Genomic DNA, 17,890 nt, shown 5'->3' with positions numbered 1-17,890 from the left:
AGACGGACGTGCGGCGTCGATCGATATTGGGAACTTCTCTGGCCGTGGTTGCCGCCATGGGCCTGTCGGCGTGCGGCGGCGGCGGGGACGACAGCGCCTCCTCGAAGACCGTGCGGGTGACCCTGGCCAACCACGTGTGGACGGAGAACATCAAGCAGGCCCTGCCGGAGTTCGAGAAGCAGACCGGCCTGAAGGTCGAGATCACGCAACTCGGCGAGGACCAGCTCTCCGACCAGTACAACGTCAAGCTGAACGCCGGCTCCAGCGACATCGACGTGATGATGTACCGCCCCCTGCAGGAGGGGAAGCTGTTCGCCAAGAACAAGTACCTCGCCGACCTGTCCGACAAGGTGAAGTCCAACAAGGACTGGGACTTCAGCGACTTCCAGGCCGGCCCGGTGGACGCCACCTCGTACGAGGACAAGGCGGTCGGTGTCCCGATCATCACCGAGCAGGAGGTCCTCTACTACCGCAAGGACCTGCTGGGCAAGGCCGGTCTGACCGCCCCGCCGAAGACCCTCGACGAGCTCAAGGCCGCCGCCGCCAAGATCAAGGCTGCCGACCCGAGCATCGCGGGCTTCGTGGCGCGTACCGGCAAGTCGCCGGCGGTCACCCAGTTCTCCAGCTTCCTCTACAGCTTCGGCGGTGACTTCATCGACGGCAGCGGCAAGGCCTCCGTCAACAGCGAGCAGGCCAAGCAGGCGTACGCCTACTACGGCGGGCTCCTGAAGGACCACGGCCCGGCGAACGTCAGCACCGACATGAGCTGGCCCGAGGCGATGGCCATCTTCACCCAGGGCAAGGCGGCGTTCTACACCGAGGCCAACTCGCTCTACAAGAACGCCACCGACCCGGCCAAGTCGAAGGTCTCCGAGACGGTCGGCTTCGCGCCCTTCCCGGCCGGCCCCGCCGGTTCGAAGCCCTACAACATCCCCTCCTGGGCGCTGGGCATCAACGACAACTCCGAGAACCAGAGCAACGCCTGGAAGTTCGTCGAGTGGGCGACCAGCAAGGAGCAGACGCTCGCGCAGCAGAAGTCCGGCGTGCCGGGCGCGCGTACCTCGGTCTGGGCCAACCCGGAGGGCACCGCCACGTACCCGAAGGACCTCGTCGAGGCCATCGCGGCCAGCACGAAGGACGGCGTGGGTCACGACCGCCCGCTGGTCAACAAGGTCGCCCAGGCCCGGGAGATCGTCGGCCAGCCGATCGTCGACGCCATCGCGGGCAAGGACGCGGCGGCGGCCGCCGACACCGCCAACGAGGCGTTCCAGAAGTTCCTGGACGACGAGGCCAAGTAAGCCTGGCGCGGGGGTGGCGGGGCCGTCCGGCTCCGCCACCCCCGTCCGGCCCGCCCACCCCGGAGATCTCATGGCAGCAGTGACCACCCCCACCAGACCGCCCCTCCGAGCCTCGGAGACACCGGACACGCCGGCGTGGGCCCGCTGGGCCAACGACCATCGCAAGTGGCTCTTCGCGGCGCCGGCCATGGTCTTCGTCGCCGCACTGATCGTCTTTCCGCTGGCCTGGACCGGATACCTCAGCCTCACCGACGCCGAGGGCTCGGTGCGGGCCGAATCCGAGTTCGTCGGCTTCCAGAACTACGTCGAGGTGCTCACGGACACCGACCGGTTCTGGCCGGCCGTGGGCCGGACCGCCGCGTTCACCGTCGTCGCGCTGCTGTTCGAGGTCGTCCTCGGCATGGCCGTCGCGCTGCTGCTGTGGCGACCGTTCCGGGGTCAGAAATGGGTCCGGGTCGCCATCCTGATGCCGCTGGTCGCCACCCCGGTCGCGGTCGGCATGATGTGGCGGCTCATCTTCGACCCGAACATCGGCATGGCGAACCAGGTCCTCGGCTGGGTCGGCATCGCACCCCAACCGTGGCTGGCCGGCCAGCACTCGGCCCTGCCCACGACGATCTTCATCGACGTCTGGCAGTGGACCCCGATGGTGGTGCTGATCCTGCTCGCCGGCCTGACCTCGCTGTCCGACGAGCCCCAGGAGGCGGCGCGCATCGACGGTGCCAGCACCTGGCAGCGGTTCCGGCACGTCACCCTGCCGCTGGTGATGCCGACCGTGGTCGTCGCGATCCTGCTGCGCGGCATCGACGCGCTGAAGACATTCGACATCCTCTACGCCACGAAGGGCCGCGGTGGTGGCTCCTTCCACGAGGTCGAGACGCTCAACGTGTACGCCTACGGCCTGAGCTTCGACTACAACGAGTACGGCATCTCATCGACGGTCCTCATCGTCTTCTTCCTGATCATCATCGGGTCGATGTGGGCCCTCACGTCGCGTAGGAAGGAGGCGCGGCGATGAAGTCCAGCCCCGCCTACCGGGCGTTCCGCGTGGTCGCGCTCACCGTCGTGGTGATCGCGCTGCTCGCGCCGCTGCTCTGGATGGTCGCCGCCTCGTTCAAGACGAACGTCGACATCTACGACACGGGCAAGGCACTCGCCTTCTCGCCCACCCTGACGAACTACGCGAACGTCCTGGAGCAGGCCAACTACGTCGAGTTCATCGTCAACAGCCTCTGGGTGGCCTTCGCGGCCACCGTGCTCTCCATCGTCCTCGGCGTGCCCGCGGCGTACTCCATGAGCCGCTTCAACATGCGCAAGTCCGCGCTCGTCGTGCTGATGGCGCGGGTCATCCCCGGGGTCTCCCTGCTGGTGCCCTGGTACTACGTCTTCTCCAACCTGAAGATGGTCGGCGGCTTCAGCGTGCTCATCCTGAGCCACATGTTCGTGTCGCTGCCGCTGGTGGTCTACATCATGATGGGCTACTTCGACAGCCTGCCCATCGAACTCGAGGAGGCGGCGCTCGTCGACGGGCTGACCCACATCGGCGCGTTCCGCCGGATCACGCTGCCGCTGTCGATACCGGGGGTGGCCACCGCCGGGATCCTGTCGTTCATCTTCTCCTGGAACAACTTCATGTTCGCCCTGGTGCTCTCCGGCGCCGACACCAAGACCCTGCCCGTCGCGATCTTCGACTTCGTCGGCTACGCCAGCATCGACTGGGGTGGCCTCATGGCCGCGGCCAGCGTCGTCACGCTGCCGATCATGCTGATCGCCCTGTTCGTGCAGAAGTACGTCGTCTCCGGCCTCACCGCCGGCGCGACGAAGGGCTGAGGACACCGTGACGACAATCGCTCGGGTCGAGACCTTCCTGGTCGCCCCCCGCTGGCTCTTCGTCCGCGTCGAGACCGAATCGGGGATCGTCGGCTGGGGCGAGGCGACCTGCGAGGGCCGCTCGGAGACCGTCCGCACCGCCGTCGAGCAACTCAGCGAGCTGCTGATCGGCCGGGACGCGCTGCGGATCGAGGACCACTGGCAGACCATGACGAAAGGCTCCTTCTACCGGGGTGGCCCGATCCTGGCCAGCGCCGTGTCCGGCCTGGACCAGGCGCTGTGGGACATCGCCGGCAAGCGGTACGGGGCGCCGGTGCACCAACTGCTCGGCGGCCCGGTCCGGGACCGGATCCGGGTCTACGGCTGGGTCGGCGGCGACGAGCCCAGCGAGGTCCGCGACCACATCGCCGCGCAGGTGGCGGCCGGGCTGACCGCCGTCAAGATGAACGCCTCGGGGCGGATGAGCCCGATCGCGTCGGTCGCCGAACTGGACGGCGTGGTCCAGCGGGTCGCCGCCGCCCGGGAGGTGCTGGGCGACGAGCGCGACGTCGCCGTCGACTTCCACGGCCGGTTCACCCTCGCCAACGCCCGCCGCGTCGCCCCGCTGCTCGAGCCGTACCGGCCGCTGTTCCTCGAGGAGCCGGTCGTACCGGAGAACTCCCACCTCATCGGCGACTTCGTGCGGTCCACGACCACGCCCGTGTCGACCGGGGAGCGGCTCTACAGCCGGCAGGAGTTCCTGCCGGTCTTCCAGGCCGGCATCGCGGTCGCCCAGCCGGACCTCTCGCACGCCGGCGGGATCTCCGAGGTACGCCGGATCGCCGCGCTCGCCGAGGTCTACGACGTGCAGCTCGCCCCACACTGCCCGCTCGGGCCGATCGCCCTCGCGGCGTGCCTGCAGATCGGCTTCGCCACGCCCAACTACCTGATCCAGGAACAGAGCATCGGCATCCACTACAACCGCGGGGCCGAGGTCCTCGACTACGTCGTGGAGACCACCCCGCTGCTCTTCGTCGACGGGCACATCGAGCGGCTCACCGCGCCCGGGCTCGGCATCGAGATCGACGAACAGGCGGTACGCACGGCGGACAAGCGCGGGCACGTCTGGCGCAGCCCCACCTTCCGGCACCCCGACGGCTCCTACGCCGAATGGTGAGCACCATCCGCTAAACCCGCCCAGCGCGGCACCTGAGAAAGGCACCCCGTGAAGATTGTCGCAGCGGACGTCATCGTCTCCAGCCCGGACCGCAACTTCGTCACCCTGAAGATCACCACCGACGACGGGGTCACCGGTCTGGGCGACGGCACGCTCAACGGGCGGGAACTGTCAGTCGCCTCGTACCTGCGCGACCACGTCGTCCCGCTGTTGATCGGGCGCGATCCGCACCGCATCGAGGACACCTGGCAGTTCCTGTACCGCTCCGCGTACTGGCGGCGGGGCCCGGTGACCATGGCGGCGATCGCCGCGGTGGACGTCGCGCTCTGGGACATCAAGGCCAAGGCCGCCGGCATGCCGCTCTACCAGCTGCTGGGCGGCGCGTCGCGGACCGGCATCATGGCGTACGGCCACGCCTCGGGGCGGGACATCCCTGAGCTGTTCGACTCGATCCGCCACCACCTCGACATGGGCTTCCGGTCGATCCGGGTCCAGACGTCCGTCCCGGGCATCAACGCGGTCTACGGGGTCGCCGCGCAGCCCAGCGCCGACGGCAAGCGGTACGACTACGAACCGGCGCAGCGCACGCCGCTGCCGGCCGAGGAGGACTGGGACACCCGCTCCTACATGCGCCACCTGCCCGGCGTCTTCGAGGCGGTACGTAACGAGTTCGGACCCGAGCTTCCACTGCTGCACGACGGTCACCACCGGATGACCCCGATCCAGGCCGCCCGACTCGGCAAGGACCTGGAGCCGTACGACCTGTTCTGGCTCGAGGACTGCACTCCCGCCGAGAACCAGGAGGCCCTGCGCCTGGTCCGCCACCACACGACCACACCGCTGGCGATCGGCGAGGTCTTCAACACGGTGTGGGACTACCAGACGCTCATCCGCGAACAGTTGATCGACTACGTCCGGTCCGCCGTCACCCACACCGGCGGCATCACCGCGATGCGCAAGCTGCTCGACTTCGCCGCGCAGTACCAGATCAAGTCCGGCATCCACGGCCCGACCGACATCTCGCCGGTCGGCATGGCCGCCGCCCTGCACCTCGACCTGGCCATCCACAACTTCGGCATCCAGGAGTACATGCGACACGGCGCCCTGACCGACGAGGTCTTCCGGCAGTCCTTCACGTTCGTCGACGGCCACCTCCACCCCGGCGAGCAGCCGGGCCTGGGCGTCGAGCTCGACGAGGAGGCCGCCGAGAGGTTCCCGTACGTGCCGGCCTACCTGCCGTTCAACCGGCTCAAGGACGGGACCGTCCATGACTGGTGAGCGGGGTGCCGCCGGCGGTCCCGGCCGCCGGCAGCCGCCCCGGCACGTCGTCGTGATGGGTGTGTCCGGCGCGGGCAAGACGACCGTGGCGAGGGGAATCCGCGACGTCGCCGGCCTGACCTTCGCCGAGGCCGACGAGTTCCACTCCGCGGACAACGTGGCGAGGATGCGCTCCGGCGTACCCCTCGACGACGAAGCCCGCTGGCCCTGGCTCCGCGCCCTCGCCGACTGGATGGCCGCCCGTGACGCCGAGGGCGTGTCGACGGTGCTGGCCTGCTCGGCGTTGAAACGGTCCTACCGGGACGTGCTGCGGCAGGGACCGCCGAGCGTGGACTTCGTCCACCTGGACGGGACCGCGCAGGTCATCCGGGAGCGGATGGCCCAACGCGCGGGACACTACATGCCGGCGAGTCTCCTGGACTCTCAGCTGGCCATCCTGGAGCGGTTCGAGCCGGACGAGCCGCCGGGTCTGGTGCTTGACGTCTCGCTGTCTCCGGAGCAGCTCGTCTCGGCCGCGGTGGAGCGCCTCGGACTGCCCACCGGAGCCGCCGCCGTCGGCGGGTAACCGCCCCGCACACCAGTCGCCGTCACCTCGACCTCCGTCGGGGTGACGGCGTTGGTTTTGGCCCCTTTGGCGAGGGTAGGGCTACGGCCCAGATCCCCGAACGAAGGAGCGGCATGTTCAATCCGCTGGAACACAAGGGAATCCCCCTGGAGAGCCAGATCCGCAACTGGCGCGAGCTGAACGTCGAGCCGATCGACCCGGAGGCTGTCGACCCGTACACCAGATGCCGGATCATCACGATGAACGGCATCGAGATCGAGGCGATCAACTTTCAGCACCAGTTCGCCCGTAACTGCCCGGACCAGGAGGTCCGCCGGCAACTCGCCTACGTCCGATATGTAGAGAGCCAGCAGCAGCGGGTGGTGAACTGGTTGCTACCCGGCCTGGCGAGCGTGTTGGAGACGACGCTCGGCTACGAGCAGGTCGCCGTCGACCTCACCGCCTGGGTGGCCCGGCACGAACCCGACCCGTACCTGAAGCAGGCGTACGAGTTCGGCGTGCTGGAGGACTTCGACCACCTGTACCGCTACGCCAACCTCTACGAGATGGTCGAGCGACGCAAGGCCGAGAAGGTCGTGAACGGCCTCACCGAGGTCATGCCGGGTCGGCCGACCGTGGTCGAGCACCGGCACCCGTTCGACGAGGTCCGCACCCCGTACGACCGCAACTCGGTGGACCCGCGCTCCAAGCTGAACGCGCTGACGATCCTCTCGGCCGAGCAGCAGGTGATGTTCTACTACATGAACGTCGGCCCGCAGTACATGGAACCGATCGCGCGCCAGCTCTACCAGGAGATCAGCCTGATCGAGCAGGAGCACGTCACCCATTACGAGTCACTGCTGGACCCGGGCGAGAACTGGTGGGAGCGACTGCTGACCCACGAGTACAACGAATGCTGGCTCTACTACTCCTTCCTGCAGCAGGAGAGCGACCCGCGGATCAAGGCGGTGTGGGAGCTGCACCTGCAGATGGAGCTGGCCCACCTTCAGCAGGCCGCCGACCTGCTGCGCCGGCACGACGGCCGGGAACCGGAGGAGATTGTCGGCAGCGCGGGGCTGCCGGAGCCGCTGACCTTCGAACCCAACAAGGACTACCTGCGCCACCTGCTGTCCACCCAGATCGACCTCAACAAGCTCGGCGAGGGCTACGTCCGCGAGGCACACGAGCGCTTCGAGTGGATGCAGCAGCAACTGCACGACGGCCAGAAGCCGCCGAGCGAGCAGGTCATCGACATGCACCGGGAACGCTTCGGCGACGAGTACCGCATCGAGACCGAGGGACCGCACCCGGTCGAGGAGCTGCGCCCGAGGGGAGGCAGTCATGCCTGACGCCCCCACCCCGGCCACCCCCGGCCCCGAGGAGGACGTGGTCGACCTCCTGCTCGCCCAGCACGCCCAGATCGAGCAGCTCTTTCTGCTGGTCATCGGCAGCACCGGCGACGCGCGGCGCGACGCCTTCGACGAGCTGGTCGAGCTCCTCGCCGCGCACGAGACCGCGGAGGAGGAGGTCGTCCACCCGCTCGCACGGACCCTGCCCGGCGGTGGCGGCGACGCGATGGTCGACGACCGGCTCGACGAGGAGCGGCAGGCGAAACAGACGCTGCAGACCCTGATCGCCGGCGGGGTGGACGCCGACGGCTTCGACATCGGCATCATCCTGCTGCGTGACGCCGTGCTCACCCACGCCCGCTACGAGGAGCGGTACGAGTTCCCCCGGTTGCGCCAGCACGTCCCGCCCGGACGGCTGCGCAGCCTCGCCGGCGCCGTCCGGGCCGCGGAGACGACCGCACCGACGCGGCCACATCCCGGCGCCCAGTCGGCCAAGGGCAATTTGGCGGCCGGCCCGGCGCTGGCGGTCATCGACCGCGTCCGCGACGCGATGCGGAAACCGTCGGACAGCTGACCCCGGGCGGCCCCGCGGAGAAGCATGAGAAAGGACAGGAGAGTTACCAGGGCAGCGGCCGGCTGACCGGCAAGCGGGCGGTCATCACCGGCGGCGACTCCGGCATCGGCCGGGCGGTCGCCATCGCCCGTGAGGGCGCAGACGTGCTCATCGCGTACCTGCCCGAGGAGGAGGCCGACGCCCGGCAGACCGCGCAGCTGATCGAGAAGGCCGGACGCAGGGCGGTCACCGTCGCCGGTGACATCCGCGACGAGGCGCACTGCGAAGAGATCATCTCGCGAGCGGTCAGCGATCTCGGCGGACTGGACATCCTGGTCAACAACGCGGCCTACCAGATGTCCCAGTCCGGCGGCATCACCGACATCACCACCGAGCAGTTCGACCGCGTGCTCAAGACCAACCTGTACGCGATGTTCTGGCTCTCCCGAGCGGCTGTCCCACACATGCGGCCCGGCTCCACGATCATCAACACCGCGTCGATCCAGGGCTACCAGCCGTCTCCCGACCTGCTCGACTACGCCACCACGAAGGCCGGCATCATCGCCTTCACCAAGGGCCTCGGCGAGAACCTTGCGGACCGGGGCATCCGGGTCAACGCGGTCGCGCCCGGCCCGATCTGGACCCCGCTGATCCCCGCCACCATGCGGAGGAGAAGGTCGAGTCGTTCGGCGGGGACGTTCCCCTCGGCCGCGCCGGGCAGCCCGCCGAGCTGGCCCCGGCGTACGTCTTCTTCGCCTCGCAGGAATCCAGCTACATCACCGGCGAGGTACTCGGCGTCACCGGCGGCAAGCCGCTGGCCTGAACGTCCGCAGCTCCGAGGGCCGCCCGTGCGTCGCCACGGGCGGCCCGCCGGTGCGTCAGGTCGCGTGCCGGCGCAGGATGACGGTCGCGGTGTCGGTCAACGGCATGCCGGCGTCAGTCGCCTCGACCAGCCTCCGGTAGGCCAGGCCGACGCCGATGGTGTCCCGCTCCATCAGCAGGCCGAGCGCCCGTTGCACGAGATCACGGCTGAGCAGCGCGCCCGCGAGCCCCGCGAGGAACTGCTCGCTGCCGGCGTCCATCCGCGGCAGCACCCGGGTCGGTCCGACGTGATAGCAGGACTGGACCCGCTGGATGAGAAGCCGCATGCGGGCGGCGTCCCGGGCGTAGAGGTTCAGCCCGGCGATCGGTACGCCGCTGCCGGCGAAGAGGGGTACGGACAGCGAAGCCCGAACCCCGTACCGCCAGGCCACTTCCCGAAAGCCGGGCCACACCACCGCGCCGCCGATGTCGGGCACGCCGACCGTCTCGCCGGAGTGCAGCGCCAGCAGGCAGGGACCCGCGTCCTCCGCGTACTGGGCCAGGTCGACGGCCTCGGCCACCTCGTCGGTGGACGCGTGGGTACGGTGGCCCTCGACGGCGAGCACGGTCATCGAGGCGAAGTCGACGGGATCGACCACCTCCGCGCTCAACCGGACGATCGTGTTCAGCTGCCCCGGCAGGGCCGGAGAATCGTCGGGCAGCCCGGCGAGGACGAGCAGCGCCTCCCTCAGTTCCCGGTCCGGCCGCGGGGCGGACGATCCATTTCCTTGATCGGCCTGCCTGGTGCTCACGCGCGCGTTCTCCGAACCGCTTGATCGACAAGGGCCTCAGCGACATCACGAACCTTGCGGTTGGTGTCCTGCGAAATCTTCGACAGCAGCGCGAACGCCTCCTCCGGCGAGCAACGCCGCTCCCCGATGATGATCCCCTTGGCCTGCTCGATCACCGCCCGCCCCCGCATCGCCTCCTGCATCTGATCCGCCAGCGTTGCGGCGCTGTCGTACAAATGCGCGTTGGCCAGCGCCACCGCCGCGTAGGCGGCGAAGCCCTCGGCGACGGTGATGGCCGCCGGATCGAAGGCGTTCGCCGCGGCGCCGTAGACGTTGAGCGCACCGACCACCGATCCCTGGATCGGCAGCCCGATCGACAGCGAGCTTTCGACCCCGGCAGCGCGAGCCCTGGCGGCCCATTCCGGCCACCGCTGCTCGGCTGCCATGTCCGGCACCGAGATGCTGTCACCGCTGGCAGAGGCATCCAGGCACGGCCCCCGGTGCTGCCGGTACTGCCACTCATCCAGATCGCAGGCCACGTCGCCGCTGAACGCGGCGGTCCAGTTGGCCTGACCCCGGACCAGGGTGACCGACACGTCCCTGGTCCCGGGAACTGTTCGGTTCGCCAGCTCGGCGATCCGGCGCAGCATGTCATCGAGGCTGGTCTCGTCGAGTCTGATCCGGCCCAGCTCGGCCAACGCGTCGGCGGGATCCAGGGTCGGCGGCGTCATCGCAGAACAGTCCTTGTCAGCCGGCGTACGCCGGCAGGTCGGGGCCACGAGCGGGCGGCTGCCCCCGTCAAACACCCGGCAGCGTCTCCCGAGCGGCCGTCGTGGCTCCTGTCCCTACCCACTGAATCACGGCTCACACTCCCCCGGGGTGGCCTGCGGTCCCAGGTACCGGGTCACATGCACGGTCTCGACGCCCAACGGCTGGCCCAATGTCGATTGCCTGACTAAAGTCAGCTATATGAGCTCCGAACTCGTCGCCGCGGTGCGGCGCTTCAACCGGACGGTGACCCAGCGCGTCGGCGCGCTCGACGACGAGTACATGGCCTCCGGACGCCCTCTCGCGCAGGCGCGACTGCTGTGGGAGATCGGTCCGGACGGCGCGGAGGTCGCGGCGCTACGGGCCCGGCTCGGTCTGGACTCGGGCCACCTCAGCCGGCTGCTGCGCACCCTGGAGGGCGACGGACTCGTCACGGTCGGGCCGGCGAGGCAGGTCGGCGGCGACGCACGGGTCCGGATCGCCACACTCACCGGAGCCGGGCGGGCGGAGTGGACCACCCTGGACGAGCGCTCCGACGAGCTCGCCTGGTCGATCCTCGAACCGCTGCCCGGGCCACGACGCGAGCAGCTCGTCGCCGCGATGACCCAGGTCGAGCGGCTGCTCATCGCGTCGATGGTGGTCGTCGAGCCCTGCCCGCCCAGCGATCCGCGTGCCCGGGCGTGCCTGCGCGCCTACGCCCGGGACGTCGGCCGCCGCTTCGACGACGGGTTCGACCCGGCACTGAGCAAGCCTGTCCACGACGAGGAACTCGTCCCGCCCGCCGGCGTGTTCCTGCTGGCCACCCTGAACTCCGAACCGGTCGGCTGCGGCGCGGTCAAACTGCACCCCGACGCACCTGCCGAGATCAAGCGGGTCTGGGTGGCGGACACCGTGCGTGGGCTCGGCATGGGCCGGCGGATACTGGGCGACCTGGAGCGGTACGCGGCCGAGCGAGGTTGGACCAGCGTGCGGCTGGACACGAACCGGAACCTGACCGAGGCGATCGCCCTGTACCGCTCGTCCGGGTACCGGGAGATCGAGCCGTACAACAACGAGCACTTCGCCCACCACTGGTTCGAGAAGCAGCTCGACCCGCGCCGAGCGTGAGGCAGACCGGCCGCGTCTCAGCGGGGTCCTGCGTTCTACGCCCTGGTGAGCCAGGTGACCTGGGCGCCGTTGTCGAAGGACTCGCGCCGGGTGGGGGTGAACAGGGTGGGGCGGAACTCCCCGGAGAACATCGGGATGCCCGCGCCGGCCACCACGGGGTAGCTCTTGAGGATGATCTCGTCGATCTCCGGGAGCAGGGAGGCGGCGAGTTTGCCGCCTCCGCAGAGGTAGATGTCCATGCCGGTGTCCTCCGCCTTCAGCCGCTGGACGAGCTCGACGGCGTCGCCGGTCTCCACCTGCACCGTCGGGTCGTCGATCCGCAGGGTCTTGGAGACGACGTACTGGCGCAGGTGGGCGTACGGACTGGTGCTGGGGACGTCGAGGATCGGCTCGTAGGTGCCGCGGCCCATCACCAGCGTGTCGAAGACCTTGTTGGGCACGCCGTCGAGGCCGACGAGCTTGCGGACGTGGGTGGGGATCGTCTCGGGGTAGCGGGCGTTGATCCAGGCTGCCATCTCGTCGGACAGCGGATAGAAGTCGAACTCGGCGTTGGGCCCCGCGATGTAACCGTCGAGCGAGACGGCGACGTAGTAGACAAGCTTTCGCATACTAGGCAACTCCAGGTGTAGTACTCTGGTCGAAGTGCTTTGAAGCTAGTACTACAGATGGAGTGGTGTCAAGTGCGGAAGAATCCCGAGCGACGGCAGGCGCTGATCGACGCGGCCATCGAGGTGTTGGCCAGGGAGGGAGCGCGAGGGCTGACCTTCCGGGCGGTCGACGCGGAGGCGGCCGTGCCCCCGGGCACGGCCTCGAACTACTTCGCCAACCGGGATGAGCTGTTCACTCAGGTCGGCGGGCGCATCTACGAGCGGCTGCTGCCCGACGAGGCCACGATGGCCCGGAGCCGAGAGGGGGTGCAGGACCAGGCCCGCTATGCCGAACTCATGCACGAGCTGGTCGACCGGGTCTCCGCCTTCAACTCCGGATACCTGGCCCTGCTCGAGCTTCGACTGGAGTCCGCCCGCCGCCCCGAGCTGCGCGCCGTGCTGACCAAGCGCATCCGCGAGGACATCGACGCCAACATCGGCCACCACGCCAACTCGGGCCTGCCCGGCGACTCGACCTCGGTGCTGCTCCTCTACCTCGCGCTGAACTGGCTCATCGTGGAGCGGCTGACCCTGCCCGACATCTTCACCGAGCAGGAGATCCACGAGCTGGTGGACGCCGCCGTGACGAGATCGCTGAACACCTGAACCGGGCTGTCACGTCCCCGCGGTCATCTGGATGAGGGGAGAGTCGTGGTTGATGTCCGGCCCGAAGAACTTGAACACCACCAGGTCGTCCTGGCCCGTGTTCTCCACGAGGTGCGGCATCGTCGCCACGTCGTGGGACACGAGCAGCTCGTCGCGGTCGGCCTGTCCCCCGCGAACGTCGTGACCGCTGTACCGCCCGGCACCCGACCAGACCAGTATCGAGTAGACCCCGCGCTCGGTCGTCGTGTGCGTCGTGCCGGGAGGGACGGTGAGCTTCTTCCCGCTGAACTTCGAGGTGTTGTAGAAGATCCAGGACTCGTACCCGCCGCACGGCTGTCCCGAGTCGACCGGCTGCGGCGTCAGGTGGTTGTTCTCGTAGAAGAACGGATCACCGTTGAGGTCCCACTCCACGAATCCGAGCGGAAACCGCTCGGCGTGCCGGCGCCGGTCGTCGGGCGACACGTCCTTGAAGAGCAGGTCCTTGGAGATGATGCGGCCGGCGTTGAGGGCTTGGAACATGGCGAACACGTCCGAATCCTCCTGAAGTTCCACGGTCAACGCCGTCCCCGGAGCGTGCAACACCCCCGACCGAACCTGGAAGCCCTCGTCGGGCACCTGCAACTCGGCGCGCGCGTGCCGCAGGATGAGGTCGCTGTTCCAGTCGACGAGGTACGGGAGCAGGACCTCGTAGGCGGCGTCGCGGGCGATCCACGGGTGCACGCCGAAGAACGTCTCCGGGTGCGGGCCGGTGTCGACCCCGGCGGGAAAGTAGTACGCCTCGTCCTTGGACCGGCGCCCGACCAACTCCGCGAACCGTTGCGGCGGGTGCACGTGGTACGGGATGCGGGCGCCGTAGTCGAGAAGCTTCGCCAGACGGCCGAGCCCCTGCGGGTGGGTCGCCGCGTACGCCTCGCCCATGATCGCGACGGGGTCGGCCCGGACCGCGTCGCGCAGTGTCAGCCGCCGTCGCCCCGCGCCGTCGACGACGTGGCTGAGCCCTTCGCCGGCCGGGCCGATCCGGTTGTCGGCCCTGGTGGTCGAGCCGAGCCACCGTTCGCAGACGAAGCCTCGCTCGCCGAGGTCGTACGCGTCCTCGGGCAGGCCGAGCCGTCGCCCGGGCGGCACCAGGTCCCGCGCGACGAACGCCGGTGCGAGGCGTAGCACTCCCCCGCCCTCGTTCAGCAGCTCCTCGACCAGCGGTCGCAGCGAGGCGGCTCCGCCGTCGGTCATCCCTTGAGCCCGCTCATCGAGATGCCCTGGATGAATCGGCGCTGGAACACCAGGAAGGTGATGACCATGGGGAGCGTGGCGACGACCGAGCCGGCCATCAACAGGTTCCACGACGTCCGGTTCTTGACGACGAAGAGCGCCAGGCCGAGCGGGGCCGTGTACTTGTCGGAGCTGGAGATGACGATGAGCGGCCAGAGGAAGTCTTCCCAGGCATAGGTGAAGGTGAAGATCGCGGTGGCGGCGAGGGCGGGACCGGACAGCGGCAGGACCACCTTCCAGAAGACCCGGAATTCCCCGGCGCCGTCGATGCGGGCCGCGTCGAGCAGCTCGTCCGGGATCGACATCATGTACTGCCGGAGCAGGAAGATGCCGAACGCGCTGACCGCGCCGGGCAGGATCAGCCCCCAGTACGAGTCGAGCCAGCCATGGCCGCCGTTGCCGAGCACGTCGTTGCCCCCGAAGAACGGGATGTGCTTGAGCACCAGGTAGTTCGGGATCAGGGTCACCTGCGGCGGCACCATCATGGTCGCCAGGAAGAGCAGGAAGATGGCGTCGCGTCCGGGGAACTTGCGCTTGGCGAAGGTATAGGCGGCCAGGGCGTTGAAGAACAGTTGCAGCACCGTCACCGAGGTGGCGACGAAGGCGCTGTTGAGGAACCAGCGCCAGGCGCCCTCGCTGCCCTGCGCGTCCTCGCCGGCCTTGCCGATGTCGAAGAAGCCCTTGTAGCCGTCGAGGGTCGGGTTCTTCGGTATCCACTGCGGGGGCCAGGAGAAGATGTCGCCTACGTGTTGGAACGAGGCGCTCACCAACCAGGCGAACGGCGCGACGAAGAGGATCGCGCCGGGCACGAGGATGGCGTAGCAGAAGGTCAGCCACAGTCGCCGCGCGACGACCGGGCGGCGTGGTGCGGTCGACGCCTGCTGCGGGGCGGCCGGCGGGTCCTTCACGGTAGCCGTCACAGGTCCGCCTTTCTGTAGAGCCTGAGCTGGAATGCCGTGAAGGCCAGCAGGAGGACGAACAGCCCGTAGGCGAGGGTGCTCGCGTACCCCATCTCGTAGAACTTGAAGGCGGCCTCGTAGATGTAATAGACCATCGCCGTCGTCCGGTTGACCGGGCCGCCGCTTGTCATGATGTAGATCTGCGTGAAGACGTGGAACGAGCCGATGATGCCCATGACCATGAGGAACAGCGTCGAGGGGGACAGCATCGGGAGCGTCACGTACCGGAACCGGGCCCACGGCCCCGCCCCGTCGATCCGCGCCGACTCGTAGAGCTGGTCCGGGATGGCCTGCAACGCCGCGAGGTAGACCACCATCGAGAATCCGGCGCTGGCCCAGACGCTCATCAGCACCACTGCGGGCATCGCCAGGTTCTTGTTCGACAGCCACACCAGCGGCTCACTTATGAGGTGGGCCTTGAGGAGGTAGAAGTTGATCGGGCCGAAGTCACCGTTGTAGAGCCACTTCCAGACGATGGCCGAGACGACGAACGGCGTGATGGTCGGCAGGAAGTAGATCGTCCGGAACAGGCCCCGGCCACGGATCGGCTGGTTGAGCAGGAGGGCGACGCCGAGCCCGACGGCCATGCCCAGCGGGACGGACGCGCCGGTGAAGTAGGCGGTATTGATGATCGACCGGCGGAAGTCCTCGTCGTGGACCATGTCGCGGTAGTTCTGCAGGCCGACGAACGGCGTCTCGGGCTCGAGGATGTTCCATTCCCGGAACGTGAGGTAGAACGCGAACAACAGTGCGAACACGGTGAACACCGAGAAGACGATCAGGCCGGGCGCGAGGAAGCCGTACGCCGCCGCGCCACTCTCCAGGTCATCGACGACCTGCTCCGCGACGGCGTACCGGTGCATGCCCTGGGCGTGCAGGCGCATCTGCTCGCCGACCGGTTCGCGAACCGGTTCAAGGCCAACGCCTACCTCAACTGGTTCTCCGAGGTGGCCGACCGCGGCCTGGACATCCTCATCACGGAACTGGACGTGCTCGACGACGGCCTGCCGGCGGACATCGCCACCCGCGACGCCGCCGTCGCCGACGTGTACCGGCGCTACCTCGACGTCGCCCTCTCGCACCGGTCCGTCAAGGCGGTGATGGCGTTCGGCCTCACCGACCGCTACACCTGGCTCGAAGAGGACTACCCGCGCGAGGACGGCGCACCGCGCCGGCCACTCGCCTTCGACGACGAACTGGCGCCGAAGCCCGCCTACCGGGCCATCGCCAACGAGCTGAGCAACGCCCCGCGACGCTCGCCGCTGCGGAGCCTGCTGCCGTGACGACCGATCGCCGCGCGCTGGTCGTCCGGGGCGGCTGGGAAGGGCACCAGCCGGTCGAGACGACCGACCGGTTCGTGCCGTTCCTCCGCGACAACGGCTTCGCCGTGGAGGTGAGCGACGACCTCGCCGACTATGCCGACGCCGACCGGATGGCGGGGACCGACCTGATCGTGCAGTGCTGGACCATGGGCACCGCCACCGACGAGCAGATCGCGGGGCTCGTCACGGCCGTACGGGCCGGCACCGGGTTCGCCGGCTGGCACGGCGGCATCGTCGACTCGTTCCGCACCTCGACGCCGTACCTCCAGATGACGGGAGGCCAGTTCGCGGAGCATCCCGGCGGCTTCGTCGAACACGAGATCGAGGTGGTGCCCGAACGGGCGGACCATCCGATCGTCACCGGCCTGCACCGCTGGAGTCAGGTCACCGAGCAGTACTGGATGCTGACCGACGCGGGAAACGACGTCCTGGCCACGACCCGCTTCCGGGCGACACCGGAAACGCCGTGGCGTCAGGACGTGGTGTCCCCGGCGGTCTGGACCCGTCAGTGGGGCCTCGGCCGCGTCTTCGTCTCGACGATCGGGCATCGGCCCGAGGATCTCGACCGCCGCGAGGTGCGGACGCTGACGGAGCGTGGCCTGATGTGGGCCAGCCGCTAGCCCGCGGGCGCGGCCTGGTCACTCAGGTGCGCCGGTGACCGGGAAGGCCTCCACGACGCTGAAGTAGTGGTCGAGGAAGGCCTGCTCCCGCACGTCGAGCGCGACCTCGTGCGACGCCGGAACCCGCAGGCCCGGCCCGGCGCCGAGGGCCGCCTCCACACCAGGCTCGACGTCGGCGGCGGGCCGCCAGGTCGTGGTGCCCGCCGTCGGCCCACCCTCGCACCGCACGGCCACCTCGCCGGGAGTGAAGGAGCAGAGCGAAGAGTCGAACAGGGTGGCCGCCGCCAGCGGGTCGTGGAACGTGACCTCCGGCCGGTCGGCGAACCACGACGCGGCCATGTCGGCGACCGGGCGCAGCAGTGGGCCGTCGCACCGCTGGAGAAAATCGTCGGCCTTCATCCGGACCCGCTCCGTGACGTCCAGGCCGATCGAGCGGTGGACCGGTACCGCGGCGGCGTAGACGCGGGCCGCCGCGTACGGATCACAGTGGATGTTCCATTCCGGGTCGGACCCGGCTGCGAAAGCGCCACCCATCAGGACCAGTGACCGCAGCAGCGAGGGGATCTGCGGGTCGACGGCGAACAGCAGCGCGACGTTCGTCAGCGGGCCGATCGCCAGCAGCGTCACCTGGCCGGGGTGCGCCCGGATCATCCGCCGCAGGAACTCCACCGCCTCGCCGGTGGGGAACGAACTGTCGTGACTCCACCGTGCGAGGGCGGCGGCCTGCGGCGGTGCGCCCTGGACCGGTGGGCTGGCCAACGGCACCGCCGCCCCGGGGAAGATCGGCACACGCCGGCCCGCCGCCTGGCAGAGCACGCTGGCGAGGGCGGCCCGTTGCTCCGGCTCCGCGGTGACCGTCGTGATGCCGAGCAGGTCACAGCGCGGCTGCGCCAGCAGATAGGCGAGGCACACCGCGTCGTCGATGTCATTGCCGATGTCGGTGTCCAGCAGGACCAGATGGCGGTTATCCATGGCGGGTCCATTATCCAAGC

At 69.0% G+C, this 17,890-nt stretch carries 19 protein-coding genes and 1 pseudogene; 13 read left to right on the top strand and 7 right to left on the bottom strand.

From position 1 onward, the window contains the following. Positions 1 to 56: 56 nt before the first annotated feature. The 9 genes and pseudogenes from GA0070607_RS24610 to GA0070607_RS24570 all read left to right on the top strand — a co-directional run bounded on the left by GA0070607_RS24610 (position 57) and on the right by GA0070607_RS24570 (position 8,831). Positions 57 to 1,298, top strand: coding sequence for an ABC transporter substrate-binding protein (locus GA0070607_RS24610; protein WP_089020289.1), 1,242 nt, complete (start codon positions 57 to 59; stop codon positions 1,296 to 1,298). Between the two features lie 70 nt (positions 1,299 to 1,368). Then, a complete protein-coding gene (locus GA0070607_RS24605) occupies positions 1,369 to 2,316 on the top strand; it encodes a carbohydrate ABC transporter permease (protein WP_197701155.1) in 948 nt (315 codons plus the stop codon). Continuing rightward, positions 2,313 to 3,128: a carbohydrate ABC transporter permease gene (locus GA0070607_RS24600; RefSeq protein ID WP_089020288.1), complete on the top strand. Its 816-nt coding sequence runs from the start codon at positions 2,313 to 2,315 to the stop codon at positions 3,126 to 3,128. The genes GA0070607_RS24605 and GA0070607_RS24600 overlap by 4 nt, the downstream gene beginning before the upstream one ends. A 7-nt stretch (positions 3,129 to 3,135) precedes the next feature. Further along, complete coding sequence (dgoD, locus tag GA0070607_RS24595; RefSeq protein ID WP_089020287.1) at positions 3,136 to 4,284, top strand: galactonate dehydratase; 1,149 nt, start codon at positions 3,136 to 3,138, stop codon at positions 4,282 to 4,284. 48 nt (positions 4,285 to 4,332) lie between these two features. After that, complete coding sequence (gene manD, locus GA0070607_RS24590; protein WP_089020286.1) at positions 4,333 to 5,562, top strand: D-mannonate dehydratase ManD; 1,230 nt, start codon at positions 4,333 to 4,335, stop codon at positions 5,560 to 5,562. Then, positions 5,552 to 6,127, top strand: coding sequence for a gluconokinase (locus tag GA0070607_RS24585; protein ID WP_089020285.1), 576 nt, complete (start codon positions 5,552 to 5,554; stop codon positions 6,125 to 6,127). The genes manD and GA0070607_RS24585 overlap by 11 nt, the downstream gene beginning before the upstream one ends. A gap of 113 nt (positions 6,128 to 6,240) precedes the next feature. Next, positions 6,241 to 7,455, top strand: coding sequence for a hypothetical protein (locus tag GA0070607_RS24580; protein ID WP_089020284.1), 1,215 nt, complete (start codon positions 6,241 to 6,243; stop codon positions 7,453 to 7,455). After that, positions 7,448 to 8,029: a hemerythrin domain-containing protein gene (locus tag GA0070607_RS24575; RefSeq protein WP_089020283.1), complete on the top strand. Its 582-nt coding sequence runs from the start codon at positions 7,448 to 7,450 to the stop codon at positions 8,027 to 8,029. Before GA0070607_RS24580 ends, GA0070607_RS24575 begins: the two co-directional genes overlap by 8 nt. After that, positions 8,026 to 8,831, top strand: a pseudogene (locus tag GA0070607_RS24570) (glucose 1-dehydrogenase). Before GA0070607_RS24575 ends, GA0070607_RS24570 begins: the two are co-directional and overlap by 4 nt. Positions 8,832 to 8,886: 55 nt before the next feature. Here GA0070607_RS24570 and GA0070607_RS24565 read toward each other — a convergent pair. Together GA0070607_RS24565 and GA0070607_RS24560 are read right to left on the bottom strand one after the other, a co-directional pair. Then, a complete protein-coding gene (locus tag GA0070607_RS24565) occupies positions 8,887 to 9,621 on the bottom strand; it encodes a GAF and ANTAR domain-containing protein (protein WP_089020282.1) in 735 nt (244 codons plus the stop codon). Continuing rightward, positions 9,618 to 10,331: a GAF and ANTAR domain-containing protein gene (locus GA0070607_RS24560; RefSeq protein WP_089020281.1), complete on the bottom strand. Its 714-nt coding sequence runs from the start codon at positions 10,329 to 10,331 to the stop codon at positions 9,618 to 9,620. The genes GA0070607_RS24565 and GA0070607_RS24560 overlap by 4 nt, the downstream gene beginning before the upstream one ends. Positions 10,332 to 10,569: 238 nt before the next feature. Here GA0070607_RS24560 and GA0070607_RS24555 point away from each other — a divergent pair, with 238 nt between their 5' ends. After that, positions 10,570 to 11,475: a helix-turn-helix domain-containing GNAT family N-acetyltransferase gene (locus tag GA0070607_RS24555; protein WP_089020280.1), complete on the top strand. Its 906-nt coding sequence runs from the start codon at positions 10,570 to 10,572 to the stop codon at positions 11,473 to 11,475. Positions 11,476 to 11,510: 35 nt separating this feature from the next. Here GA0070607_RS24555 and GA0070607_RS24550 read toward each other — a convergent pair whose 3' ends face one another. Then, positions 11,511 to 12,083 carry a dihydrofolate reductase family protein gene (locus GA0070607_RS24550; RefSeq protein ID WP_089020279.1) on the bottom strand — a complete coding sequence of 191 codons (573 nt, stop codon included), beginning with the start codon at positions 12,081 to 12,083 and terminating at the stop codon, positions 11,511 to 11,513. Between the two features lie 72 nt (positions 12,084 to 12,155). On the opposite strand from GA0070607_RS24550, the gene GA0070607_RS24545 reads away from it, so the two are divergent. Then, positions 12,156 to 12,728: a TetR/AcrR family transcriptional regulator gene (locus tag GA0070607_RS24545; RefSeq protein WP_089020278.1), complete on the top strand. Its 573-nt coding sequence runs from the start codon at positions 12,156 to 12,158 to the stop codon at positions 12,726 to 12,728. Between the two features lie 9 nt (positions 12,729 to 12,737). Here GA0070607_RS24545 and GA0070607_RS24540 read toward each other — a convergent pair whose 3' ends face one another. From GA0070607_RS24540 to GA0070607_RS32545, 3 genes are read right to left on the bottom strand one after another with little or no spacing between them, the layout of a single operon-like run. After that, positions 12,738 to 13,958 (bottom strand): cupin domain-containing protein, encoded by a 1,221-nt coding sequence (locus GA0070607_RS24540; RefSeq protein WP_089020277.1) that lies wholly within the window; start codon positions 13,956 to 13,958, stop codon positions 12,738 to 12,740. Further along, complete coding sequence (locus GA0070607_RS24535; protein WP_157743248.1) at positions 13,955 to 14,917, bottom strand: carbohydrate ABC transporter permease; 963 nt, start codon at positions 14,915 to 14,917, stop codon at positions 13,955 to 13,957. The genes GA0070607_RS24540 and GA0070607_RS24535 overlap by 4 nt, the downstream gene beginning before the upstream one ends. Then, positions 14,914 to 15,840, bottom strand: coding sequence for a carbohydrate ABC transporter permease (locus tag GA0070607_RS32545; RefSeq protein WP_231930265.1), 927 nt, complete (start codon positions 15,838 to 15,840; stop codon positions 14,914 to 14,916). The genes GA0070607_RS24535 and GA0070607_RS32545 overlap by 4 nt, the downstream gene beginning before the upstream one ends. On the opposite strand from GA0070607_RS32545, the gene GA0070607_RS24525 reads away from it, so the two are divergent. Together GA0070607_RS24525 and GA0070607_RS24520 are read left to right on the top strand one after the other, a co-directional pair. Then, complete coding sequence (locus GA0070607_RS24525) at positions 15,814 to 16,239, top strand: endo-1,4-beta-xylanase (RefSeq protein ID WP_231930263.1); 426 nt, start codon at positions 15,814 to 15,816, stop codon at positions 16,237 to 16,239. The genes GA0070607_RS32545 and GA0070607_RS24525 overlap by 27 nt on opposite strands. Further along, positions 16,236 to 16,898 carry a ThuA domain-containing protein gene (locus tag GA0070607_RS24520; protein WP_089020274.1) on the top strand — a complete coding sequence of 221 codons (663 nt, stop codon included), beginning with the start codon at positions 16,236 to 16,238 and terminating at the stop codon, positions 16,896 to 16,898. The genes GA0070607_RS24525 and GA0070607_RS24520 overlap by 4 nt, the downstream gene beginning before the upstream one ends. Positions 16,899 to 16,916: 18 nt before the next feature. Here the strand turns inward: GA0070607_RS24520 and GA0070607_RS24515 are convergent, their stop codons facing one another. Then, positions 16,917 to 17,870, bottom strand: a complete 954-nt coding sequence (locus tag GA0070607_RS24515) for a nucleoside hydrolase (RefSeq protein ID WP_089020273.1) — start codon at positions 17,868 to 17,870, stop codon at positions 16,917 to 16,919. Positions 17,871 to 17,890: the final 20 nt, after the last annotated feature.

Source organism: Micromonospora coriariae (genome assembly GCF_900091455.1).
Classification (GTDB): Bacteria; Actinomycetota; Actinomycetes; order Mycobacteriales; family Micromonosporaceae; genus Micromonospora; species Micromonospora coriariae.
This window is presented reverse-complemented; position numbering and strand designations above follow the sequence as displayed.

Excerpts from the sequence above, each read along its gene's own strand:
- GA0070607_RS32545 (WP_231930265.1), bottom strand. The coding sequence starts at position 15,840 with ATGCGCCTGCACGCCCAGGGCATGCACCGGTACGCCGTCGCGGAGCAG.
- GA0070607_RS24555 (WP_089020280.1), top strand. The coding sequence starts at position 10,570 with ATGAGCTCCGAACTCGTCGCCGCGGTGCGGCGCTTCAACCGGACGGTG.
- GA0070607_RS24515 (WP_089020273.1), bottom strand. The coding sequence starts at position 17,870 with ATGGATAACCGCCATCTGGTCCTGCTGGACACCGACATCGGCAATGAC.
- GA0070607_RS24580 (WP_089020284.1), top strand. The coding sequence starts at position 6,241 with ATGTTCAATCCGCTGGAACACAAGGGAATCCCCCTGGAGAGCCAGATC.
- GA0070607_RS24560 (WP_089020281.1), bottom strand. The coding sequence starts at position 10,331 with ATGACGCCGCCGACCCTGGATCCCGCCGACGCGTTGGCCGAGCTGGGC.
- GA0070607_RS24605 (WP_197701155.1), top strand. The coding sequence starts at position 1,369 with ATGGCAGCAGTGACCACCCCCACCAGACCGCCCCTCCGAGCCTCGGAG.
- GA0070607_RS24600 (WP_089020288.1), top strand. The coding sequence starts at position 2,313 with ATGAAGTCCAGCCCCGCCTACCGGGCGTTCCGCGTGGTCGCGCTCACC.
- GA0070607_RS24585 (WP_089020285.1), top strand. The coding sequence starts at position 5,552 with ATGACTGGTGAGCGGGGTGCCGCCGGCGGTCCCGGCCGCCGGCAGCCG.
- GA0070607_RS24540 (WP_089020277.1), bottom strand. The coding sequence starts at position 13,958 with ATGACCGACGGCGGAGCCGCCTCGCTGCGACCGCTGGTCGAGGAGCTG.
- GA0070607_RS24575 (WP_089020283.1), top strand. The coding sequence starts at position 7,448 with ATGCCTGACGCCCCCACCCCGGCCACCCCCGGCCCCGAGGAGGACGTG.
- GA0070607_RS24610 (WP_089020289.1), top strand. The coding sequence starts at position 57 with ATGGGCCTGTCGGCGTGCGGCGGCGGCGGGGACGACAGCGCCTCCTCG.
- GA0070607_RS24550 (WP_089020279.1), bottom strand. The coding sequence starts at position 12,083 with ATGCGAAAGCTTGTCTACTACGTCGCCGTCTCGCTCGACGGTTACATC.